The organism is Flavobacterium sediminilitoris (assembly GCF_023008245.1).
Lineage (GTDB): Bacteria > Bacteroidota > Bacteroidia > Flavobacteriales > Flavobacteriaceae > Flavobacterium > Flavobacterium sediminilitoris.
Genome location: NZ_CP090145.1, coordinates 2,073,210 through 2,097,289, shown reverse-complemented (window position 1 = coordinate 2,097,289; position 24,080 = coordinate 2,073,210). Strand labels below are relative to the sequence as shown.

The window sequence follows — 24,080 nt, the reverse complement described above, 5'->3', positions numbered from 1 at the left end:
TATTATTTCTTCGATTCTTTTTCAACTATTTCTAATCGTGTAATAACTGGAAAATGGTCGCTTAGTTTTACTTGATTATTAGTTTGAAATTCTTTTACTTTAAAAATATCTTCAACAAAAACATAGTCAATTCGAGCAGGATAATATTTAAAATTATACGATTTTCCAAAACCCGATCCTGCTTCTTCAAATGCATCATTCATTTCTCCTTTTATATTTCTATATACATAAGAGAAAGCACTATTGTTTAAATCTCCACAAATAATTTTTGGATACTTACAACTATCATAATGTGCTTTAATTAACTCTGATTGTAATTGTTGTTCTTTAAAAGCCTCACTTATTCTCATGAAAATAAATTTAGATTTGTTTTCATCTAGTTTCTCATGAATATCTGTACTAATTTTTATTGATTGTAAATGCATGCTATATACTCGTATAGTGTCTTTAAACTTTACTATATCCGCAAAAATCACATTATTACTAGAGTTTGGAAAATCAATTTCACCTGTATTTATAATTTCATATTTAGAAAAAATTGCCTGACCATATTTGTTTTTATTTCCCTCTAATTCTATGTTTTTAAAAGGAAAGTTTCTCAATCTTACATTTTCATTAGGTGTATATTCTTGTAAACATAAAATGTCAGGATTATAATTCTGAATAACATCTGAAATATCACTTGGTACTTTTTTATTGGGCAACCATTCGTATTTATTAAATAAACGGACATTATAACTCATTAAAGTAAAATCGTTTGATTCTGCTTTTTCGTTAGTTTCAGAAAAACGATATAACTTATTTATAAATGTGATACCAATTAATAATACAAATCCAGATAATAATGCTTTTCGTTTTAATTGTAAGACCCAAACAATAAAAAAAATAAAATTTACAATTAGAAAAAGAGGTAATAAAAGCGTTAATACACTTAGAAAAGGAAATAATTTAGGAGCTAAGAAAGGTAATATATAAGCCAAAAACGTCAATATAGCTAAAACTTTATTAACGAAAAATGCAAGCCTACTTATCCACGATTCTTTTTTCAATTATTTTCCTGTTTTAAATAAAAAATCTTTTTCTTCTTTACTCAAACTATCATAACCTGATTTACTAATCCGATCTAAGATATCATCAATCTTTTTTTGATCGATATTTGTTGTCTGATTTGTAAATGTAGTGGTTTTACTTGTATTCTTGTGTACGGTTTTAAAAGGAGTTTTCTTTTTTGGTGAAATTAAATCTTCAAATGCATCTTGTAGTTTTGAAATTCCTTTTGATAAATCGGTTCCATTTTTCAACAATTTTACATATAAAAATCCAAATAATGCTCCTCCTAAATGAGCCAAATGTCCTCCAGTATTACTTATAGGAACTTGAATTAAGTCTAACAAAACAATCACAGCAGCTACTTGCCATAGTTTTACTGTTCCAATTAATGGCATTCGCAATAACATATAAGGCGCATAAGTTGCAACTGCTATTAAGATTGACATTATTGCTCCACTTGCTCCAACTAAGACAGAATATTCTCCTAGAATATAAAATGAAATTAAAAATATTAATCCTGAGAAAATACCTCCTAAAATATAAAGTCCTAATAATTGTCTTCCTGTAAAATAGTTTATAAATAATCTACCCGAAAAATGTAAAACCATTAGATTGAAAAACAAGTGCAAAAAACCAGCATGAAGAAACATGTAACTTATTAATGTCCATGGTCTAAATATTAACTGATTATTATCAGAAAACAAGCCTAACCATATAGGGTAATTAAACGATTTGGTTTTAAATGAGAAAAAGAAAATAATTGACAGCACAAAGATTCCTATATTCCAAAAAATTAATCTTTGAACTATACCTCCTGTTTTATATTGCTGTTTTATATCTTCTATAATATTCATAAATCTATTTATTAGATTATTTTGTTATCTGTCCCAACGATTTTTATTAAACTGATTCTTTTTCCAATACCACATCATAATAAATCCTACTAATGCTCCTCCTAAATGAGCAAAGTGAGCTACTCCTGTTCCTCCACTACCAAATAATGAACTTCCTTGTAATCCTAAATATAAATCTATTGTTAACAATCCTGGAACAAAATATTTTGCTTTAATTGGCACAGGAATAAACATCAATGCTAATTCTGCATTAGGAAACATAAAAGCAAAAGCTACTAATAAACCATAAATTGCTCCTGAAGCACCTACTGCTGGAGCTATAAATGAAGAAGCCATTCCATCTAAACTACTCTGTGAAAGATATTCAGTCCAGTTTGTGCTATACTTTCCTTGGTTTAATATTTCAAAAATAACCTCTTTATCTACTCCATTTTCTAACAATACATTTAGTCCATTATGAAATTGATAATAATTTGCTCCTGTGTGAAGTAAAGCTGCTCCAATTCCACATGAAAAGTAGAAAAATAGAAATTTATTACTTCCCCACATTTGCTCTAAAGCACTTCCAAAAGAAACCAAAGCAAACATATTAAAGAAAATATGCATTGGACCTCCATGCATAAACATGTGTGTAATAGGTTGCCAAAATTGGAACTTATCACTTTCAAAGTAATGTAATGCTAATAAATCAATAGAATTAGGTAATATATAACTCCCTATAAAAAATATAATATTGATGATAAGCAAATGCTTTACCATATCTGTCATTCTAATCATAATGCAAACTTTTTATCTAAATCTTCTACACTTATAGTAATGAAGATCGGTTTATTAAATGGAGAAACGTTTGGATCTTTACAAGCAAATAAGCCATTAACCAAGTTCTCTTGTTCTATTTCTGCTAAATATGTTCCTGTTTTTACGGCAAGACTTTTTGCCATTGTCTTTGCAATTCCATCATTTAAAGAGAAAGTACTTTCAGGAATATTATGTTGCAATCCATTTATTAGTTCTTCTAGCAAAATACTTACTTCACTCTCTTGAATGGAAACAGGAATTCCTCCTATTTGAATACTATCTTCTTTAATATTGTCAAATATAAATCCTGTATTTTCTAATGAAGGTTGTAGTTCTTTGATAAACTGAATTTCTTCTCTAGAAAAATACAATTCTAATGGAAATAATAATTGCTGACTTGAAGCATGTTTAACTGTAATATTTGTCAAATATTGTTCGTATAAAATACGTTGATGTGCTTTATTTTGATCAATAACAAGCATTCCTGATTTTATGGAACTAACGATATACTTTTTGTGTATTTGGTAGGTTCTTGAAGTTGTATTTTCAACTTCCATATTATCAAAAAAAGAACCTGTTACCTCTTCACTTTCAAATGAAATGCTTTCTACTTCCGCAGTATCCTTTCTTAAATCTACATATAAACTTTCCCAAGAATTTGCAGTTTCTCTCTTCGTATAATTTCCACTTGAAGCGTATGAATTATTATTATTTCTTACTGGTTTATCTTCTATAAAAGGATTAAAATTTGCATCAACCTGAATAGTAGGAGAATCACTATCTTTATTCTTATACTCATAAGGAGTATCTAAATTAGGATCGCGTTCAAAATCTAAAACAGGAGCCACATTAAACTGTCCTAAGCTATGTTTTATAGCAGAACGTAAAATAGCATATAAAGCTTGTTCGTCGTCAAATTTAATCTCTGTTTTAGTAGGATGAATATTGATATCTATGGTATTTGGAGGAACTTGTAAATACAAAAAATAGCTCGGTTGATTTCCTTCTTTTAATAATCCATCATAGGCATTCATAATTGCATGGTGTAAATAACCACTTTTTATAAATCTATCATTCACAAAAAAGAATTGTTCTCCTCTACTCTTTTTAGCATATTCAGGCTTACCAACAAAACCACTTATTTTTACAATTTCTGTATCTTCTGTTACTGGAACTAATTTTTCATTTGTTTTACCTCCTAAAAGATTCACAATACGCTGTCTGTAATTTGAAGCAGGTAAATTAAACATTTCACTTCCATTATGGATCAATGTGAAATAAATATTTGGATGAGCTAATGCAACACGTTGAAATTCATCAACAATATGACGCATTTCAACTGTTTCAGATTTTAAGAAATTTCTTCGAGCTGGAATATTAAAAAATAAATTTTTTACTAAAAATGAGGTTCCTTTTGGTAGAACTGCAACATCTTGTGATATAAATTTACTTCCTTCTATAACAATGTGATGTCCTAATTCTTCCTGATCCTGTTTTGTTTTTAGCTCCACATGAGCAATTGCCGCAATAGAAGCTAATGCTTCACCGCGAAACCCTTTTGTACTTAAATCGAATAAATCTTCTGCTAAACGAATCTTTGATGTAGCATGGCGTTCAAAACACAAACGAGCGTCTGTAACACTCATTCCTACTCCATTATCAATAACTTGAATTAATGTTTTTCCTGCATCTTTAACAATTAATTTAACATCATTTGCTTTTGCATCGATAGCATTTTCAAGTAATTCTTTTACAACAGAAGCTGGTCTTTGAACAACCTCACCTGCTGCAATCTGATTCGCAACATGATCAGGTAATAATTGAATTATACTGGACATTTATTTTCTTTTAAAGACCGATAAGTCAAAGTCAATTATAAATAAAAAAATAAGTATCAAAATACTTATTATAATCAAAATTCTCCTATTCGCTTCTTTGTTTTGATTATGTTTAAAATCATTTAAAGCTTTCATAAATTTTGCTTTCAACCCTCTATCTGAACCTATGGTTACTCGATATTCGTCAAATTTATGTTTAATTTCAAAAGGATTTCCTTCTCCTTTATCATCAAAATATCTTGGTTGATAACTAAATTTTTTATTTTTTCTTTTCCCCAAAAGTCCCATTTTACTTTTATTTTAATTATTCAACATAGGAATCTAACACATATATACCTATCAATAATAATACCAGTAATAGTATTAATACACTTATTGGCAGAACTGTTTTTGTTTTTTTATTTTGCCCATGCACACCTTTCCATTTTGAAATAAAATCTTCCTCTGACAAAGAATCATCATTGGTCTCTCTATTATTTTCTTTTGAAAATCGAGGCTTATAATTAAAGGTTCTATTTTTTGATTTATACAACAAAACTTAGGTGCTTTTTTATAGAATCAAAAATACTTAAAAATAAATAGAATTAGAAATACAAATTGCCAAATTTTGTTAATTAGAGAAACTTACAAGTCTTAAAAACCAATATGAGTTTTTGATTATTATAAAACTATCAATTTAGGCTAAATCCTATCTGGATTTTGTGATAAAAAGTAATATTTTTTTATTAAAAACTTACCTGAGACAACTATTTCTTTGAAATAATTAAACTCAGGCTTTTAGTTTTTTTTATTTATTTAAGGCTACCATTTTTATTGCTGCAATAGCAGCTTCTGTTCCTTTATTACCATGCTTTCCTCCACTTCTATCAATAGACTGTTGCATTGTATTATCTGTTAAAAGGCAAAAAATAGTAGGTACATCATACTTTAAATTTAAATCTTTCACTCCTTGAGTTACTCCATCACATACAAATTCGAAATGCATCGTTTCACCTTTAATAACACAGCCTATTGCAATAACACAATCTACATTTTGTGTTTCAATCATCTTTTTTGAACCAAATATTAGTTCAAAACTTCCTGGCACATCCCAACGGACAATGTTTTCTGGTAAAGCACCACAATCTATTAAAGCTGCTTTTGCACCTTCAAACAAACCATTCGTAATTGCGTCATTCCATTCTGAAACAACAATCCCAAATCGAAAGTCTTTCGCATTTGGGATTGTGTTTTTATCGTATTGTGATAAATTTTTATTTTCTGTAGCCATAATAAGCTTATTCTGTCATCGTAATTAAAGCATCTATATTTTGAGCTTCTCTTGACGTTTCATAATTCTCTTTAATTTTTTTGAATAAAGCATTTGCTTCTCCTTTTTTATTATTTAAATAACATAGTTGAGCTGCTTTCATTAAAAATCTTGGAGTAGTATAATCATTTTCGTTAGATTCTGCTGCTTTCTTATAACTATCAATTGCTGCATCAACTTTATTTAGTTCTGAATATGCATCACCTAAAGCTCCTAAAGCTTCTGCTTTTGTTATTGCATCATTTGCTTTATAAGCTGTAAGGTATTTTTCAGCATTTTTAAAATCTTTAGTATGTAAATAAGCCATACCCGCATAATAGTTTGCTACATTTCCAGATTTTGTACCTGAATATTCTTCTGCAACACCTATTAATCCTAATTTACCTTCACCACCTTTAAGTGCTAAATTAAATAATGAATCTGGGTTTTGAGCATTAGCTAAAGCATCATTAAAATAAACTTGAGCTTGGTAAATGTCATTCAACGCTTTATCTTCTTTAGGCTCTACTACAAATTTATTAAATAATAAATACCCAATTGTTGCTAAAGCGATAGCACCTACAACTCCTAAAATTAACTTTTGGTTTTTAGCTACCCATTCTTCTGTTCTTGAAGCTGTCTCGTCAAGTGTATTAAATACTTCTTCCGTTGTACTTTCACCAGATTCTAATACTTCTTCAAATTCATTTTCGTTATCTAAAACATCTTTTGGTTTTGGTGCTTTATAACCTCTTTTGTTATATGTTGCCATTTATAATAAGTTTATTAAAGTTGCAAAAATATAATTTTTATTGAAACAGACACAAAAAATATTTTAAAATATTATTATATTAAGCTATACTTACATTATTAAGCTATGAATAAATTAAAAGTGCTTTTTTAATTGTTTTATATAATTTCATAGTATTTTTGCTGTAATTTCATATACTAATAAGATTTATTACATAGTGTTTTTACAACATCTCACCTTACTTAACTATAAGAACATCTCCACACAATCTTTTGATTTTGATAGTAAAATCAATTGTTTTGTTGGAAAAAACGGAATAGGAAAAACTAATATTTTAGATGCTATTTACCATTTAGCTTATGGGAAAAGTTATTTTAATCCATTAGCTTCTCAAAATATAAAACATGATGAGGATTTTTTCTTAATTGATGCCATTTTTAACAAAAACGAACAAGAAGAAAAAATTTCGTGTAGTTTAAAAAGAGGTCAGAAAAAAATAATAAAACGAAACAATAAAATATACGAAAAACTTTCAGAACATATTGGCTTTGTTCCTTTAGTTATTATTTCACCTTCTGATACAGACTTAATAGTCGAAGGAAGTGAAACCAGACGAAAATTTATTGACAGTGTTATTTCTACATTAGATAACAAATATTTAAATGAATTAATACAATATCAAAAATTAATAGCACAACGAAATGCTCTTTTAAAATACTTTGCATTAAATCAAATATTTGACAAAGATAATTTAGCTATCTATGATGACCAACTTGAACCTTTAGGTAAAATAATTTTTGAGAAAAGGAAACACTTTTTAGATCAATTCATCCCTATTTTTCAAAAATACTACACTATAATTTCTAGTGAAGCAGAAACAGTACAATTAATTTATCAAAGTCAGCTTTTTATATCTGATTTAACTACATTGTTTAAGCAAAACTTAAATAAAGACAGAGCGCTACAATATACTAGTACCGGCATTCATAAAGATGACCTTTCTTTTGAAATTGATAATTTCCCAATTAAAAAATTCGGATCACAAGGACAACAAAAATCATTTTTAATTGCTTTAAAATTAGCTCAATTTGAATTTATAAAAGAACAAAGCGGTGAATTACCTATTCTTTTATTTGATGATATTTTTGACAAATTAGACGAATCTCGTGTTTCAAAAATTGTAACTATGGTAAACGATGCTGTTTTTGGACAAATTTTCATTTCTGATACCCATGCTGAAAGAACAGAAAACATTATTAAAAACACACATCAATCTTACACTATTTACAACTTATAATTTATAGAATTAATCTTATTTTTGCATCATTAAATTTTATTTCAAAATGAACATTCAATCTAATTTTTCTTTAAAAAAACATAATACTTTTGGAATTAATGCTTTAGCAAAACAGTTTATCGCAATTCATACAATAGAAGAATTAGCAACATTATTACAAAATGAGAAAGATATTTTCATTCTTGGTGGTGGAAGCAATATGTTACTTACTAAAGACATTAATAAATTAGTTGTTCATATTAATTTAAAAGGAATAGAAGTCATAGATAAAAATGAAGAATATACATATATAAAAGCAAATGCTGGTGAGAACTGGCACGAATTTGTACTTTATTGTATTAAAAATAATTATGGTGGAATTGAAAATTTATCTTTAATCCCAGGCAACGTAGGAACAACTCCTATTCAGAACATAGGTGCTTATGGTGTAGAAATTAAAGATGTTTTTTTTAGCTGTGAAGCAATGGAAATTGAAACACAAAAGCTAATTATCTTTGATAAAGACTCTTGTCAATTTGGATACAGAGAAAGCATTTTCAAAAACGAGCTGAAAAATCAATATATTATTACTTCCGTTACATTTAAGCTAACTAATAAAAATCACAAATTAAACACTTCTTATGGTGCTATTGAGACAGAATTAGCAAATCAAAATATCACTACTCCAACTATAAAAGATGTTAGCAATGCTGTAATTTCTATTAGAAAAAGCAAATTACCTGATCCAAAAGAATTAGGCAGTAGCGGTAGCTTTTTTAAAAACCCTATTATTTCGAAAGAAAAATATTCAAAAATTGCACTACTTTTCCCAGACATGCCACATTATAACATTTCTGATTCTGAAGTAAAAGTACCTGCTGGTTGGTTAATTGAACAAGCTGGTTTCAAAGGAAAACGCTTTGGTGATGCTGGAATTCACAAAAACCAAGCACTTGTATTAGTTAACTACGGAAATGCTACTGGAAGTGAAATTCTTGCCGTTTCTAAAGACATTCAAAACACTATTTTAAACAAATTTGGTATCTTAATAGAAGCAGAAGTAAACATTATTTAATAATAAAAATCAATAATAATACTAATTGTTTTGTAAATTTGCAGTCTAATATTAAGCATTATGAAACTAATTCTACTTACTATAGGTCTTCTAGCAATTGCCATTATTGGCATTTCAATAAAGATTTGGGCAAAAAAAGATGGTAAATTCGCTGGAACTTGTGCTAGCCAAAGTCCATTCCTAAATCCAGATGGAGAAAACTGTAGCTTTTGTGGAAAAACTCCAGAAGAAATGAAAAACTGTGAAGAAAGTTCACACTCTTAATTTTTTACTTTCTCTATATGTTTTTACAAATTTTATTGATTTTACTAGCATTTTTTGTTGGTATTCAATTCCTATACTATGTATTTATTTTAGGACGATTTTCTTTTTCTAAAAAAACAACTACTACAGCTAAAAAAATCCCTATTTCAGTAATTGTTTGCGCTAAAAATGAAGCTGAAAATATCAAAAAATATTTTCCTCTTTTAATTTCACAGAATCATCCAGATTATGAAATTATATTAATTGATGATGCATCTAGTGATGAAACACTTGATTTATTTGAAAAATACGAACAACAATATTCAAATATAAAACTAGTCAAAGTTCAAAACAATGAAACTTTTTGGGGAAATAAAAAATATGCACTTACATTAGGAATAAAAGTTGCTAAAAACGAACATCTTCTTTTTATTGATGCAGATTGTTATCCTAATTCAAAGAACTGGATAACACAAATGGCTAGCCAGTTTACATCAAAAAAAGCAATAGTATTAGGATATGGTGGTTATGAAAAAATCAAAAACTCCTTCCTAAATAAAGTCATTCGTTTTGAAACACTTGTTACAGCTACTCAATACTTCGGATGGGCAAAAACAGGCAATCCATACATGGGCGTTGGTCGAAATCTTGCATATACTAAAAAAACTTTTTTTGATGCAGGTGGTTTTATAGAACACATGAAAATTAGGTCTGGTGATGATGATTTATTTATAAATCAAGTAGGTACAAAATCAAATACTACTATTTGTTTTACACCTGAAAGCTTCACATATTCTGAACCTAAAAAAACATTTAATGAATGGTTTAATCAAAAAAGGAGACATGTATCAACCGCAAAACTATACAAACCTTTTGATCGCTTACAACTAGGCTTATTTTACATTTCTCAATTAGCATTCATTTTACTTTCAATTATATTGTTAGCCTTTCAACATCAATGGATCATTGTAACATCAATTATAGTATTTCGCTATTTATTTACATGGATAAGTCTTGGTTATGCAGCCGGAAAACTAAAAGAAAAAGATGTAATGTATTGGTATCCAATTATAGAATTTTTCCTTATCTTCACACAACTAAATGTTTTCTTTACTAACATTTTCTCAAAACCCGTACATTGGAAATAAATTCTGAAATTATTCAAAAAAATATAGACAAAGCAAAAACTGGAGACCAAGTTGCCTTCACATTCTTATTAGATTTTTTCTGGAATGAAGTTTATGGCTTTATGCTAAAAAGAACTGAAAACGAAATCGACACAGAAGACATTACAATTGAAACTTTTGCAAAAGCTTTTGATAAAATCACTAATTACAATCCAGAATTCGGGTTTAATACTTGGTTAATTGCAATAGCAAAAAATGTTCATATTGATATGCTACGCAAAAAGAAATCTTCATTATTTATAGATATTACAGATGAAGAAAATGATCATGCATTTAATGTTGTTGACGAAACACCTTCTATAGAAGATGAAATTATTACTGAACAAAATCTTTCGCAACTATTAAATTACATTAAAACATTAAAACCCGCATATCAAGAAGTTATTCAACTACGTTATTTCCAAGAAATGACCTATCAAGATATGGCTGAGCAACTTGATGAGCCTTTAAATAATATTAAGATAAAGCTACTTCGTGCTAAAAAATTATTAGCTGAAACTATTTCTAAAAAAAAGAATAAAAAATTGAAGTAAACGCACTTAATATTGTTTCAAATTTCACAACATGACAAACAAATCTTAAAACTTACTAATTCTTCTTTTGTTTTATCAAATCTCACTATCTTTGTGATTCAAAATTATTTTTATGAATACTGTTACTGAGAATGTTTTTCCTCCAAGAGAACCAAAACCAAAGTGGCTGAGAGTAAAGTTACCTACAGGAAAAAATTATACAGAATTAAGAGGATTAGTTGACAAATACAAATTAAATACAATTTGTGCTTCTGGTAGTTGCCCAAATATGGGAGAATGTTGGGGAGAAGGAACCGCTACTTTTATGATATTAGGAAATATCTGTACTCGTTCATGCGGATTTTGTGGTGTAAAAACAGGTCGACCAGAAACGGTTGATTGGGACGAACCTGAAAAAGTGGCACGTTCTATAAAGTTAATGAACATTAAACATGCCGTTATTACAAGTGTAGACAGAGATGATTTAAAAGATATGGGATCTATTATTTGGGCTGAAACAGTTAAAGCTATTCGAAGAATGAACCCAAACACTACTTTAGAAACTCTAATTCCTGATTTCCAGGGAAACACTAGAAATTTAGATCGTATTATTGAAGTAGCTCCAGAAGTAGTCTCTCATAATATGGAAACTGTAAAACGACTAACAAGAGAAGTAAGAATACAAGCTAAATATGAAAAAAGTTTAGAAGTTTTACGTTATTTAAAAGAACAAGGCATTAAAAGAACTAAATCTGGTATTATGTTAGGTTTAGGAGAAAAAGAAGAAGAAGTAATTCAAACTCTACACGATTTAAGAGCTGCAAATGTTGATATTGTAACAATAGGTCAATATTTACAACCTAGTAAAAAACATTTGCCTGTAAAAGAATACATTACTCCTGATCAGTTTGAAAAATATGAAAAAATAGGTAAAGAATTAGGATTTAGACATGTTGAAAGTGGTGCTTTAGTGCGCTCTTCTTACCATGCTGAAAAACATATTCATTAAAAACCATATAAAGTTAGCAGTTATTAACTAGAAACTATTACTTTATTCAAACCAAAAACTCCATAACTATTAATTTATGGAGTTTTTTATTATCTATACTTTATCGTTTTTAACAACAACCAAAACTTCTTCATTGAATTATATTTCAAATAATCATTATTCTTTTTCAAATAATCACATAACTTAAATAAATCTTAAAATTTAATAATACAATCAAATTATATTCCTTATCTATCCATCAAAAATAATAAATTCCTTACTTTTATACTCTAATTTTTCTTTAAAAAAATGACAAGAATTGCTATTAATGGTTTTGGAAGAATTGGTAGAAATTTATTTCGCCTTTTGCTTAACCATCCTTCAATTGAAGTTATTGCAATAAATGATATTGCAGACAACAAAACGATGAGTCATCTAATAAAATATGACAGTATTCATGGTGTGTTACAATCAAAAACAAGTTATAATGATACTTCTATTATAATAGATGATAAAGAATATTTATTCTATCACGAAAAAGATATTAAAAATTTAGATTGGAAATCCTTAAATATAGACATTGTAATTGAAGCTACAGGAAAATTCAAAACTTGGGACACTTTAAATCAACATATTTCATCTGGAGCAAAAAAAGTAATTCTATCTGTTCCTCCTGAAGATGACAAAATAAAAACAGTGGTTTTAGGAGTAAATGAAAGCATTTTAGACGGTTCTGAAGTTATCATTTCAAATGCAAGTTGCACAACAAACAATGCAGCACCTATGATAAAAGTAATTCAAGAACTATGCGAAATTGAACAAGCTTATATTACAACCGTACACTCTTACACCACCGATCAAAGTTTACACGATCAACCTCATAAAGATTTAAGAAGAGCTAGAGGTGCTTCTCAGTCTATTGTTCCTACAACAACTGGTGCAGCAAAAGCATTATCTAAAATTTTTCCAGAACTAGAAGGTAAAATTGGAGGATGTGGTATTCGTGTTCCTGTTCCTGATGGTTCATTAACTGATATCACTTTTAATGTAAAAAGGAAAGTAAGTATTGAAGAAATAAACAATGCTTTTAAACAAGCCTCAATTACAAATTTAAAAGGAATATTAGACTATACAGAAGATCCAATTGTTTCAGTAGATATAATAGGGAACAGAAATTCTTGTCTTTTCGACGCACAATTAACATCTGTAATAGACAAAATGATAAAAGTTGTAGGTTGGTATGATAATGAAATCGGATATTCATCACGATTAATAGACTTGATTCTCTTTGTATCCAAAAAATAATCTTATAATTAAAATACGTAAAATCAATTAACTATAATTAAAATATAACATTAGAAAAAAATATATATTTTTGTTAACAATCGCTAAATCTCAAAATCAATTTCATTTATAATGAGAAACTTATTACTTGTTTTTTTATTTTTCTGCTCAATAAGTTACTCTCAGTCACTTTTAAAATTGACTACTGAAATAAATGATAGTATTGATTATTATTTAGAAGTTGCATCATTCAACAAAGAAGATAAACGCTATTTTAACAAAGCCATAATTTATATTGACAAAGCCATAGATTATGCCAAGAAACATGGAGAGTATTCTAAACTTCCAGACTGTTATTTAGTTTTAGGTGGAGTTTATTATGATTTAGGAAAACCTGATACTGCAATTGAAAACTTCATAAGAAGTATTAATCTATATAAAAAAAATGTTCCTAGTGCAAACTTAGCTTTAGCTTATTATAGTTTAGGAAAATGTTACTTAGAAAAGAACAAAATAGATCTTGCTGAAATCTATTTTAATAAATCTTCTGAAATCTACGGGGCATTAAATTTTTCAGACGCAATTGAATTAATCAACATTCAAAAAGGAATTATCCAGAAAAACAAAGGAAAATATGACGAAGCTATTTCTATTTTTAGCTCTGTAATTAGCTCCATTTCTAATGAATCTTTTTTTGACACAAAAGTAGAAGCTTATTACCAAATAGGTGAAATTGAAAATCTAAAAAACAACACTAATAATGCAATTGATTTTTTCGAAAATGCATTAATTATGAATTATAATCATTCTAAGAATATTCAACTCCAAAAGAAAATTCTTAGACAATTAAGTAATACCTATAAAAAAAACAATCAACTTGATAAATCTCAAATTTATTTAGAAAGATATGTTTCTATTGCAGATTCTTTAGATAATTTTTACAATCATTCATTATCTGAAAACACATTTGATAGAATTCAGTTTGACAAACAATTAAAAACAATTGAGCAATTAGACAAAGAGAAAAAAAGTCAACAAAAAACGCTTCGTTTTTCAAAACTAATAAGTATTTTAAGTATCGCATTAATTTCTATTTTATCGCTACTTAGTTTGTCTTTATACAAAAACAATAAAATTAGAATTAGCACAAATAAATTATTAAAAGAAAAAAACAAAGAATTAACCATAGAAAAAGAAAGAGCTGAAAGAGCAAGTAAAGCTAGAGCTGAGTTCTTAGCAACCGTAAGTCATGAACTTAGAACACCTTTAAACGCTATAAATGGCATTGCATATATTCTGCTTAATGAAAAACCAAAAGCAACTCAACTAAACTATTTAAAATCATTAGAATTTTCCGGAAAATATTTACTTACATTTATTAATGATATTCTTGAAATTAACAGACTTGAATCTGACAAAGTATTAGTTGAAAAAATAAATTTTAATTTAATTGATTTAGTCGAAAATATTAAAACCTCTTTTAATGAATTTATTATTGAAAATAATATTAATTTCCACCTTAAGATAGACAAAGATATCCCTCCTTACACTATTGGTGATCCTACAAAAATTTCACAGATTTTAATTAACTTAGTTAACAATGCTATTAAGTTTAGTAAGAATGGAGATGTTTGGTTAACCATTCAAAAAATAAAAGAATCTAAAAATCAAATCGTACTTTCTTTTGAAATAAAAGATAATGGAATTGGTATTCCAAAAGATAAACAAAAAAGTATTTTTGACAGCTTTAGTCAAGGATCTGTAGAAATCAATCGCACTTATGGTGGAACTGGCTTAGGATTATCCATTGTAAAGAAAATTTTAGAAATTTTAGGTAGCGATATTATACTTGAAAGTGATGTTAACAAAGGAACTAGCTTACAATTTAATTTAACTTTTGACAAGGGTGAAATCATTGAAAAGAAAGAAGCATTACAAGAAAGTGAAAATTTACCCACAAAAAAAACTATAAAAATTTTATTAGTTGAAGACAACAAAATAAATCAAATGATAACCAAAAAAATGCTAGAACAAAAAGGTATATTTTCAGTTATCATTGATAATGGAGAAGAAGCTATTGAACATTTAAAAACAAACACTTATGATTTGGTTTTAATGGATGTTCACTTACCTGGCATAAATGGAACAGAAGCTACTTCTGAAATTAGAAGTTTTGACACTACTACACCCATAATTGCTCTCACAGCAATATCATTAAATGAGAATAGGGAAATGCTGCTTTCTTACGGCATGAATGAAGTAATCACAAAACCATTTGTTCCTGAAGAATTTTACACTATTCTATTTAACTTTTTATCTAATACTGAAGAATAAAATTTTTAATTAGGCTTCTCACATGTGGTTCTGCTTTTTTTGCAGCTTCTAAAACCTCTTCATGATTTACTTCTTCAATACTTTCCTCATTACCCATATCTGTAATTACAGAAATTCCTAAACAATCCATGTTCATATGCTTTGCTACAATAACCTCTGGAACAGTAGACATTCCTACGCAATCAGCTCCAATATTTTTAACCATCTTATATTCAGCTAATGTTTCAAATGTAGGTCCTTGCAACCCTAAATAAACACCTTCTTTAACCTCTATTTCATTATCTTTTGCAATATTTTTTATTTTAGCAATCATATCTTTTGAATATGGTTCACTCATATTTACAAATCTTGGCCCAAAACGCTCATCATTATGCCCACGCAATGGATGTTCTGGCATCATATTTATATGATCCTTTATTATCATAACATCGCCTACTTTAAAAGATGCATTTACACCACCAGAAGCATTTGAAACAATTAATTTTTCTATTCCTAATAATTTCATAACTCGCACAGGAAACGTAACTTCTTTCATATCATAACCTTCATAATAATGAAATCGTCCTTGCATAGCCATTACTTTTTTAGAATCAATAGTTCCGAATAATAACGCTCCTTTATGTCCTTTAACAGTAGAAACAGGAAAATTTGGAATTTCACTATAGGAAACTGAAAATTCAACCTTAATATCATTGGCAAATCCTCCTAAACCAGAACCCAAAATAACTCCATACTCTGGAGCAAAATGTGTTATACCTTTCAAATAATTAACCGTTTCTTGTGCCTTTTCCCACATACTCTTTTATTTTACTATTAAAATTATTTTCGTTTTCAATTATTCTACTCTTAATAGGCAAATAAAATAATTGATTATTTAAAAATTTACCTTTTAGTCTAACAAAGTCTTTTTCAGTAGTAATAATTTTTTTATTACTAGCTAACTTTTTTATTCTTTTTATATCTTGATCAGAAAAATTATGATGGTCTGGAAAAACCATTTTTTCATCTTCTTCATTTCCTAAGAAATCAAAAAACAAATCGGGTTTAGCAATACCTGCCAAAAGCAACTTTGGCTCTTTTAAATCTTCGATTTTTATTACCTCATTTTCAGCATACACATATTCATCATATTCAATTGTACTAAAGAAAACAGGACAATTAACATTTAACTGTCTCTTTATATTCTCCTGTGTAAGTTCGGAAATTAGTGAAGGACATTTAGTGACAATTATCATATTTGCCCTTTTTTTTCCTAATGAAGGTTCTCTTAAATTACCAAAAGGGAGAATAAAATCATTACAAAACAAATCATCATAAGTCGTTAATAGAATATAAAATCCTACTTTTACTTTTCTATGCTGAAAAGCATCATCTAACAAAATCACATCTGGACTATATTTTAACAATTCTGCAATTCCATTTCTTCTATTAGCATCAACAGCAACCAAAACCTCAGGAAATTTAGAATAAAATTGAAAAGGCTCATCTCCTAAAATTCTAGCAGAAGTATTTTCATTAGCTAAAACAAAACCTTTTGATTCTCTTTTATAACCTCTACTTAGTGTAGCTACTTTATACTCTCTTAACAAGCGTATTAAGTACTCAATTTGAGGTGTCTTTCCTGTTCCTCCTACACTTAAATTTCCAACAGCAATTATTGGAATATTAAAAGTCTGACTTCTAAAAATGCCAATATCATACAAAAGATTTCGAATGAATGTTACTATCCAGTAAATGAATGCCAGTGGGAAAAGTATTTTTCTTAAAAAAACCATAGCACGAAAGTAGCAATTTTTTATCTTTGAAGTAAATTTCTATACATGAAACTTTTCGAAATACTTCCTATACTTGAAGAACTCGCTCCATTACCATATGCAGAAGATTTTGATAATGTAGGCTTACTCGTTGGCAATCAAAACGAAACAATAAAAGGAATATTAGTTTGTCATGATGCATTAGAAAATGTAATTGATGAAGCCATTTCAAAGAAATGCAACCTTGTAGTTTGCTTCCACCCTATTCTTTTTAGTGGATTAAAAAAAATTACAGGTAAAAACTATGTAGAGAGAGCGATTATGAAAGCTATTAAAAATGATATTTCAATTTATGCTATTCACACGGCACTTGATAATCATCAAAATGGTGTCAATAAAATTTTCAGTGATGCTCTAGGTTTACAAAACACTAAGATTCTTATTCCAAAAGAAAATTATATCAAAAAATTAGTTACTTATACTGTTCCTGAAAATTCTACACAACTAAGAAATGCATTATTTGAAGCTGGAGCAGGAAAAATAGGGAACTATGAAAATTGTAGTTTTAACAGTCGAGGAATCGGCACTTATTTAGGAAATGAAAATAGCAACCCTGAAATAGGAAACAAATTTGAATTTATAGAAAATATAGAAACTAAAATTGAAGTTACTTTTGAAAAGCATTTAGAATCTAAAATTCTAAAAACATTATTCAGCAATCATATTTATGAAGAAGTTGCATATGAAATTTATTCATTAAACAATAAACATCAAAATATTGGTTTAGGAATGATAGGAGAATTATCTGAACCAATGAATGAAAGCGATTTTCTATCTTTTGTAAAAACAAAAATGCAGTGTGGAGGCATTAGACATAGTGCTTTTACAAACAAATCTATAAAAAAAGTAGCTGTTTTAGGTGGTTCGGGAAGTTTTGCAACAAAAGCAGCTTTACAAGCTGGTGCAGATGCTTTTTTAACTTCAGATTTAAAATATCATCAATTTTATGAAGCAGAAGGAAGACTTCTTTTAGCCGATATTGGTCATTTTGAGAGCGAAAGATTTACAAAAAATTATATTGTTGATTATCTTAAAGAAAAAATCACTAATTTTGCAATCGTTTTATCAGAAGAAAATACAAATCCTGTTCAATACTTTTAATATGGCAAACAAAAAAGAACTTAGCGTAGAAGATAAATTAAGAGCACTTTATGCTTTACAGCTGGTTGACTCTAAGATTGATGAAATACGTAATGTTAGAGGAGAACTACCTCTTGAGGTTGAAGATTTAGAGGACGAAGTTGCCGGTCTAAGCACTCGTTTAGATAAATTAAAATCAGATTTAGAAGCTATCGATGTTCAAATTAAAGAAAAGAAAAATGCAATCGATGAGCACAAAACAAGCATAAAAAAATACTTAGATCAACAAAAAAATGTTCGCAACAATAGAGAATTTAACTCTTTAACAAAAGAAGTTGAGTTTCAAGAACTAGAAATTCAATTAGCTGAAAAGCATATTAAAGAAATGAAAGCTTCTATTGAACATAAAAAAGAAGTTCTTGGTCAAACTAAAGAAAAATTAGATTCTAAGCAACATCACTTAAAACACAAAAAGGCTGAACTTAGTGATATTATGGCTGAAACTGAAAAAGAAGAAAACTTCTTAATCGGAAAATCAGAAGAGTTTCAAGAAAAAATTGAAGATCGTTTATTAGCAGCATACACAAGAATTAGAACAAGTGTTAGAAATGGCTTAGCTGTTGTTTCTATTGAGCGTGGCGCTTCTGCTGGTTCATTTTTCACAATTCCACCGCAAACACAAATGGAAATTGCTGGACGTAAAAAAATCTTAACAGACGAACACAGTGGTAGAATATTAGTAGATAATATACTAGCTGAAGAAGTAAAAGATGAAATGGAGAAATTATTTGCTAAATTGTAATTCTCAGAACGTATATAAAAAAAACCGATGATTTAAATAAATCATCGGTTTTTATGTTTAAATATGTTTTTTATTGAAAACATTTATAAACTTGTGTTTCTGGTAACATAGCAACATTACCTGTTAAAGTATAACCATTATCTATAGCACATTGCTGAGTATTAAAATAAATAGTTGTACCGTTTTTCACCGCCTCATACCCTTGTATTATCGGTGGTCCTACTTCTAATACTGAAGAACTAGATGATTCCTGAAAAGTAAAACTAGCCATTGTTACAAATAAAAACATTAAACCAAAAACATTAAAGAAATTTTTCATAATTAAAATTTATTTATTTACATGCCTACACTATATTTTAAGTCGCCTTCAGCTTTTCGACTTTTATTTGAATAGATATTTTCTCAAAAACAACTTACTCTTTTGTAATTTTATACAAAAATAGCTACAAATCGTCTTAATTCACATACAGTAAATCTGTAAAAAAAGTTAAATTTCAATAAAGTAAAAACGCATTACATTTTTTCAAACAAACATGATTATAGTGTTTTTTAAAAATAAATTTACAAATACTTTAAAAAACTTATCTTTGTAACATGGAAGAAGAAAAATTAGTTCGTATTAATAAATTTTTATCAGAATCAGGTTATTGTTCACGTAGAGAAGCCGATCGTTTAATAGACCAAGGTCGTGTAACTATAAATGGAATTGTTCCAGAAATGGGAACAAAAATAGGTCCAAACGATGAAGTGCGAGTAAACGGACAATTGATTCAAGAAAAAACAGATAATCGAATTTATCTTGCTTTTAATAAACCTGTAGGCATTGAATGTACTACAAATCCTGATATAAGAGATAATGTTGTTTCTTATATTAATTATTCTGAGCGTATTTTCCCTATTGGTCGATTAGACAAAGCTAGTGAAGGTCTTTTATTGTTAACCAATGATGGCGATATTGTAAATAAAATTTTACGTGCAAGAAATAATCACGAAAAAGAATATATTGTAACAGTTAATAAAACAATTACTGATCGTTTTATTCAACGCATGGCAAATGGAATTCCTATTTTAGATACTATTACTAAAAAGTGTAAAGTAGAACAAGTAAGTAAAAATACTTTTAGAATTATTTTAACACAGGGATTAAATCGTCAAATTCGTAGAATGTGCGAATACCTAGATTATGAAGTAGAAGCGCTAAAACGTACTCGAATAATGAATATTTCATTAGATATACCTGTTGGACAACATCGTTTACTTACATCGAAAGAAATGACCGATTTAAATAATTTGATTGTGCAGTCTAGTAAAACCGAAGAAGCTAGTCTACCAAGTAATAAAAGTAAATTTACTGGCAAAAGAAATTATGATGACAGGAATAGATAACTGGATTTTCATAAATAATCTATGAAAAAAATTCATATTTTAATTATATTTTTTACATTATATAATTGTTCATCAACCACAACAACAATTCCTAATAAATTAGATTCAATTTACATTATAAATGCTAAAAATTTCGCATTTACTCAATTTGAAAGTTGCTCAACAGGAAATTATATTCCTATTACAAATAAAATAGCAACGCCAAATTTTGCAAGAAAACTAACTATTAACAATTTAGCAGAGTCTTGTGTAAAAATTAATGATCGTTTTGGAACGTTATTAAATCTAGAAATCCAACAAGCCTTAATCTATAAAAAAACATTGATTTATAGATTTAAAGCCACTTATTCAAAAATTAAACATAATCCAGAAATTAGAGTATACTCAACTCTTGAACATAAATATAGTGGATTAATTATAAAACCTAAATACTTGGAAAAGTATACTCCTTTTAAGCCTGAAACTAAAATATAAATTTATAAACACCTGTTTTTCAAAACAACAAACCCATAAAAAGATGTCAAATCAATTTTCCAAGTTAGGAATTACTGCACCAATACTAAAAAGCTTAGCCGATTTAGAAATCGCTACACCAACAGAGATTCAAGAAAAAACAATTCCCATTTTATTAAATAAAGCAGATGATTTTGTTGGCTTGGCAAAAACAGGTACTGGAAAAACGGCTGCTTTTGGATTACCCCTATTACAATTAATAAAATCGGATAATCAAAATATTCAAGTGGTAATTTTAGTCCCAACAAGAGAATTAGGACATCAAATATTTAGTAACATGGAAACATTTGCTAAATATTTACCCGAAGTTTCTATTGCTGCAACTTGTGGAGGAATTCCTATTAAGCCACAAATTGAACGCTTATCAAAGCCTACACATATTGTGATTGCTACACCAGGTCGTTTAATTGATTTAATTAAACGAAATGCTATAAATATTAAAGAAGCAAAATATTTAGTATTAGATGAAGCTGATGAAATGATAACCGCTTTAAAAGATGGTTTAGACGAAATTATAGTAGCACTACCAAAAAGCAGAAGAACATTATTATTTTCTGCAACAATGCCAGGTACAATTAAGCAATTAATTCAAAACTACATGTCTAAACACGTTACGCAAGTAAGTGCTGATATGAAAACTGTAGGAAATAATAGTATTGATCATCAATATCTAGTAGTAGATCCTATTGAAAAATTAAATATTCTAATGCATTTCCTAACTTCAAGAGAAGGGCAACGTGGCATTATTTTTTGCAAAACAAAAGCAGCCGTTAATAAACTAGCTAAAAATTTAGCAATTAACCGTTTCTCTTCAGGTGCATTACATGGTAGTTTAACACAACCTATTCGTGATCGCATAATGGAACAATTTCGTGAAGGACATATTAACATTTTAGTTGCTACTGATTTAGCTGCAAGAGGAATAGATGTAAAAGAAGTTTCATATGTAGTTAATTATCATTTACCAGATGTTTATGAAGCATATGTACATAGAAGTGGAAGAACAGCTAGAGCTGGAGCAAATGGTTTATCGTTGACTATTTTACAAAAAGAAGAAATTATTGAACTAGCTGATTTTCAAAAAGAATTAGGAATTACTTTTACCGAATTTAAAAAGCCAGATAATCAAAGCATTGAGGATAATAATGTTTTTTTATGGGCTAAACAAATTTTCAAAACGAAACCAAATAATGAAATTTCTCCTGTTTTAAAAGATAAAATTAAAACAGTTTTCCATCATTTAACTAAAGATGAATTGATTGAAAAAATGTTGGCCAATCATTTATTACAAAATAAAAATGAAGTTCTCATAAAAGCCAAAACACCAGTTAAAAAGAAAAAATAAATCGTAATAAAACTAATATTTATCCTAAAATTAAAAAGGGAAAAACACCTAATAGAAAGGGTTTAAGAACCTTATAAGTATTTAATTTTAAAACTGATCTTTACCAAGAGTAAAAAACAAATAGTTTAACGTAAAATAAAAAAATGAAAAGAGAAGTAACTATTAAAGAGTCAGAGGATAAAATTTTTCTATTAATTGAAAAAGATTATTTTAAAAGAGTTAAGGAAGGAAGAAGATTTTGGGGTTGGGGAAAACACAAATTAAAATGCCGATATTTTATTTTTGGAATCCCTGTTAAAGAAAATTGTAACAACTGTTGGGGTTAAAAATCAAAAGCCATCAAATTCACACTTGATGGCTTTCTTTCTAATTATACTTTATTATAACTTTTGTTTAGTAATCCTACTAATTCATTTTTGGTATATGCTTTCAATCTCACCCATTTATCATCATATTGTCAAAATTTTAAAATACTAAATATTTTATCGGATACCATAATTAAATTAAAAAACATCTCATAATAAGTTTACTATGAGATGTTAAAAAGTTAGTAAATCTCAATATTATCCTTGATACTCGTCATTATTTGGATTTAATTGATTTGCATGATTGTCTAAATCTGCTTGTGTGTACTCATAATCTTTACTTAAAGCCATAATTATAATATTTAATGTTAATATTTAAACAAAAATAGATCTAATTTGAATAATGTTAATGGAAATATTCGACGATAGTAAAAAATCTTAGTTTAAGATATAATTTTTATTTCCATAACATAGTCGTCCATTATATAATTATTTCCTATATCTATAACTTCATCTTTTACAATAGAGAAACCTAATTTTTCATAAAATGATTTAGCATTATTATACTTATTCACATTAAGAAAAATAGCTTCTTGATTAGCTTCTAAAGCTTTTTCTTTTACTAGTTCGTACAATTTCTTTCCAATTCCTGTACCTTGTGTTTCTGGTAGCACGTAAATTTTATGAATTTTTGCTTTATTAAGCATGCTATTTAATTCATAAGACACAAACCCTAGCGGCTTTTCTAATTCATCTTCTACAAGATAAAAAACATGCTTTTTAATTTCTATTTGCTCTTGTAGCACCTCTATAGAATAAAATGCATCAAGCATATAATACAATTGTTCTTCACTTAAGATATCCTTATAAGCTATTGGCCAAATAGCATAAGCTAACTCTTTTACTTTGTTTAATTCGTCTCTTTTAATTTCTCTAATCATAATAATAAAAAATGCATACTGTAAATTTACAATATGCATTTTTATTTAACCTTCAATAATTCTAAAAAAAACGTATCTATAAAAATTTTAATAGAATTAAGCTTGTCCAGTTGGTCCAAAATTTAAAGGAATATGTGGTTGTTCGCCTTCTTCAATTTTCCCGTGTGCAACTTCAAATCTTTGTATATTTTCACCTAATGCTTTTAATAGTCTTTTTGCATGTTGTGGAGTTAATACTATTCTCGATTTTACTTTTGCTTTTGGCACACCTGGCATTATTGCAATAAAATCTAAAACAAATTCACTATTTGAATGATTAATAATAGCTAAATTAGAATAAATTCCTTCAGCTATTTTTTCATCTAATTCAATATTAATTTGTCCTTGTTGGTTATTATTATTTTCCATAATTTAAT

General features: G+C 28.1%; 27 protein-coding genes. 14 read left to right on the top strand and 13 right to left on the bottom strand.

Going from position 1 to position 24,080, the window contains the following annotated elements; translation table 11 throughout:
* Window positions 1–2: 2 nt before the first annotated feature.
* The 8 genes from LXD69_RS09430 to LXD69_RS09395 form a co-directional block, all read right to left on the bottom strand.
* Window positions 3–1,049 carry an endonuclease/exonuclease/phosphatase family protein gene (locus LXD69_RS09430; RefSeq protein WP_246914829.1) on the bottom strand — a complete coding sequence of 349 codons (1,047 nt, stop codon included), beginning with the start codon at window positions 1,047–1,049 and terminating at the stop codon, window positions 3–5.
* Window positions 1,050–1,904 (bottom strand): rhomboid family intramembrane serine protease, encoded by an 855-nt coding sequence (locus LXD69_RS09425; protein ID WP_045967754.1) that lies wholly within the window; start codon window positions 1,902–1,904, stop codon window positions 1,050–1,052.
* Between the two features lie 24 nt (window positions 1,905–1,928).
* Window positions 1,929–2,681 carry a rhomboid family intramembrane serine protease gene (locus LXD69_RS09420; protein ID WP_246914827.1) on the bottom strand — a complete coding sequence of 251 codons (753 nt, stop codon included), beginning with the start codon at window positions 2,679–2,681 and terminating at the stop codon, window positions 1,929–1,931.
* A complete protein-coding gene (gene mutL, locus LXD69_RS09415; protein ID WP_246914824.1) occupies window positions 2,678–4,540 on the bottom strand; it encodes a DNA mismatch repair endonuclease MutL in 1,863 nt (620 codons plus the stop codon). Before mutL ends, LXD69_RS09420 begins: the two co-directional genes overlap by 4 nt.
* Entirely contained in the window at window positions 4,541–4,828 is a 288-nt protein-coding gene (locus LXD69_RS09410) for a hypothetical protein (protein ID WP_045967749.1), read from the bottom strand.
* A 16-nt stretch (window positions 4,829–4,844) separates the two neighbouring features.
* On the bottom strand, window positions 4,845–5,072 hold the full coding sequence (locus tag LXD69_RS09405) for a hypothetical protein (RefSeq protein ID WP_045967747.1): 228 nt from the start codon (window positions 5,070–5,072) through the stop codon (window positions 4,845–4,847).
* Window positions 5,073–5,327: 255 nt separating this feature from the next.
* Complete coding sequence (gene ribH, locus LXD69_RS09400; protein ID WP_045967745.1) at window positions 5,328–5,810, bottom strand: 6,7-dimethyl-8-ribityllumazine synthase; 483 nt, start codon at window positions 5,808–5,810, stop codon at window positions 5,328–5,330.
* 7 nt (window positions 5,811–5,817) lie between these two features.
* The gene (locus tag LXD69_RS09395; RefSeq protein ID WP_045967743.1) at window positions 5,818–6,600 is read right to left on the bottom strand and encodes a tetratricopeptide repeat protein; all 783 of its coding nucleotides are present in this window, start codon (window positions 6,598–6,600) and stop codon (window positions 5,818–5,820) included.
* Window positions 6,601–6,796: 196 nt separating this feature from the next.
* Here LXD69_RS09395 and recF point away from each other — a divergent pair, with 196 nt between their 5' ends.
* The 8 genes from recF (at window position 6,797) to LXD69_RS09355 (ending at window position 15,478) form a co-directional block, all read left to right on the top strand.
* Complete coding sequence (recF, locus tag LXD69_RS09390; RefSeq protein WP_246914821.1) at window positions 6,797–7,876, top strand: DNA replication/repair protein RecF; 1,080 nt, start codon at window positions 6,797–6,799, stop codon at window positions 7,874–7,876.
* A 46-nt stretch (window positions 7,877–7,922) separates the two neighbouring features.
* Complete coding sequence (murB, locus tag LXD69_RS09385) at window positions 7,923–8,930, top strand: UDP-N-acetylmuramate dehydrogenase (protein WP_246914818.1); 1,008 nt, start codon at window positions 7,923–7,925, stop codon at window positions 8,928–8,930.
* A 60-nt stretch (window positions 8,931–8,990) separates the two neighbouring features.
* Window positions 8,991–9,194 carry a hypothetical protein gene (locus tag LXD69_RS09380; RefSeq protein WP_045967738.1) on the top strand — a complete coding sequence of 68 codons (204 nt, stop codon included), beginning with the start codon at window positions 8,991–8,993 and terminating at the stop codon, window positions 9,192–9,194.
* A gap of 17 nt (window positions 9,195–9,211) precedes the next feature.
* Window positions 9,212–10,321 carry a glycosyltransferase gene (locus LXD69_RS09375; protein WP_045967736.1) on the top strand — a complete coding sequence of 370 codons (1,110 nt, stop codon included), beginning with the start codon at window positions 9,212–9,214 and terminating at the stop codon, window positions 10,319–10,321.
* Window positions 10,312–10,893: an RNA polymerase sigma factor gene (locus LXD69_RS09370; RefSeq protein WP_045967734.1), complete on the top strand. Its 582-nt coding sequence runs from the start codon at window positions 10,312–10,314 to the stop codon at window positions 10,891–10,893. The genes LXD69_RS09375 and LXD69_RS09370 overlap by 10 nt, the downstream gene beginning before the upstream one ends.
* A gap of 112 nt (window positions 10,894–11,005) precedes the next feature.
* Window positions 11,006–11,881, top strand: coding sequence for a lipoyl synthase (gene lipA, locus LXD69_RS09365; RefSeq protein WP_246914817.1), 876 nt, complete (start codon window positions 11,006–11,008; stop codon window positions 11,879–11,881).
* A 288-nt stretch (window positions 11,882–12,169) separates the two neighbouring features.
* Window positions 12,170–13,165 (top strand): type I glyceraldehyde-3-phosphate dehydrogenase, encoded by a 996-nt coding sequence (gap, locus tag LXD69_RS09360; RefSeq protein WP_045967730.1) that lies wholly within the window; start codon window positions 12,170–12,172, stop codon window positions 13,163–13,165.
* 177 nt (window positions 13,166–13,342) lie between these two features.
* Window positions 13,343–15,478, top strand: a complete 2,136-nt coding sequence (locus tag LXD69_RS09355) for a tetratricopeptide repeat-containing hybrid sensor histidine kinase/response regulator (protein WP_246914814.1) — start codon at window positions 13,343–13,345, stop codon at window positions 15,476–15,478.
* On the opposite strand, the gene LXD69_RS09350 is transcribed toward LXD69_RS09355, so the two are convergent.
* On the bottom strand, window positions 15,462–16,274 hold the full coding sequence (locus LXD69_RS09350) for a purine-nucleoside phosphorylase (protein ID WP_045967726.1): 813 nt from the start codon (window positions 16,272–16,274) through the stop codon (window positions 15,462–15,464). The two genes, LXD69_RS09355 and LXD69_RS09350, sit on opposite strands and share 17 nt — an antisense overlap.
* Window positions 16,246–17,253: a tetraacyldisaccharide 4'-kinase gene (gene lpxK / locus LXD69_RS09345; protein ID WP_246914811.1), complete on the bottom strand. Its 1,008-nt coding sequence runs from the start codon at window positions 17,251–17,253 to the stop codon at window positions 16,246–16,248. Before lpxK ends, LXD69_RS09350 begins: the two co-directional genes overlap by 29 nt.
* Before the next feature lie 45 nt (window positions 17,254–17,298).
* Between lpxK and LXD69_RS09340 the strand changes: the two genes are divergently transcribed.
* Together LXD69_RS09340 and LXD69_RS09335 are read left to right on the top strand one after the other, a co-directional pair.
* On the top strand, window positions 17,299–18,393 hold the full coding sequence (locus LXD69_RS09340; RefSeq protein ID WP_246914808.1) for a Nif3-like dinuclear metal center hexameric protein: 1,095 nt from the start codon (window positions 17,299–17,301) through the stop codon (window positions 18,391–18,393).
* A gap of 1 nt (window position 18,394) precedes the next feature.
* Window positions 18,395–19,174 carry a zinc ribbon domain-containing protein gene (locus LXD69_RS09335; RefSeq protein ID WP_045967721.1) on the top strand — a complete coding sequence of 260 codons (780 nt, stop codon included), beginning with the start codon at window positions 18,395–18,397 and terminating at the stop codon, window positions 19,172–19,174.
* 70 nt (window positions 19,175–19,244) lie between these two features.
* Here the strand turns inward: LXD69_RS09335 and LXD69_RS09330 are convergent, their stop codons facing one another.
* On the bottom strand, window positions 19,245–19,493 hold the full coding sequence (locus LXD69_RS09330; RefSeq protein ID WP_246914805.1) for a hypothetical protein: 249 nt from the start codon (window positions 19,491–19,493) through the stop codon (window positions 19,245–19,247).
* A 275-nt stretch (window positions 19,494–19,768) separates the two neighbouring features.
* On the opposite strand from LXD69_RS09330, the gene rluF reads away from it, so the two are divergent.
* The 4 genes from rluF to LXD69_RS09310 all read left to right on the top strand — a co-directional run bounded on the left by rluF (window position 19,769) and on the right by LXD69_RS09310 (window position 22,744).
* The gene (rluF, locus tag LXD69_RS09325; protein ID WP_045967719.1) at window positions 19,769–20,560 is read left to right on the top strand and encodes a 23S rRNA pseudouridine(2604) synthase RluF; all 792 of its coding nucleotides are present in this window, start codon (window positions 19,769–19,771) and stop codon (window positions 20,558–20,560) included.
* A gap of 21 nt (window positions 20,561–20,581) precedes the next feature.
* Window positions 20,582–21,034: a hypothetical protein gene (locus tag LXD69_RS09320; protein ID WP_246914802.1), complete on the top strand. Its 453-nt coding sequence runs from the start codon at window positions 20,582–20,584 to the stop codon at window positions 21,032–21,034.
* A 43-nt stretch (window positions 21,035–21,077) separates the two neighbouring features.
* Window positions 21,078–22,418 (top strand): DEAD/DEAH box helicase, encoded by a 1,341-nt coding sequence (locus tag LXD69_RS09315; RefSeq protein WP_246914799.1) that lies wholly within the window; start codon window positions 21,078–21,080, stop codon window positions 22,416–22,418.
* 143 nt (window positions 22,419–22,561) lie between these two features.
* Window positions 22,562–22,744 (top strand): hypothetical protein, encoded by a 183-nt coding sequence (locus tag LXD69_RS09310; protein WP_045967714.1) that lies wholly within the window; start codon window positions 22,562–22,564, stop codon window positions 22,742–22,744.
* Between the two features lie 422 nt (window positions 22,745–23,166).
* Here the strand turns inward: LXD69_RS09310 and LXD69_RS09305 are convergent, their stop codons facing one another.
* Window positions 23,167–23,703 (bottom strand): GNAT family N-acetyltransferase, encoded by a 537-nt coding sequence (locus LXD69_RS09305; protein WP_246914796.1) that lies wholly within the window; start codon window positions 23,701–23,703, stop codon window positions 23,167–23,169.
* Between the two features lie 57 nt (window positions 23,704–23,760).
* Window positions 23,761–24,072 carry a DUF3467 domain-containing protein gene (locus LXD69_RS09300; RefSeq protein ID WP_045967712.1) on the bottom strand — a complete coding sequence of 104 codons (312 nt, stop codon included), beginning with the start codon at window positions 24,070–24,072 and terminating at the stop codon, window positions 23,761–23,763.
* Between the last annotated feature and the right edge of the window lie 8 nt (window positions 24,073–24,080).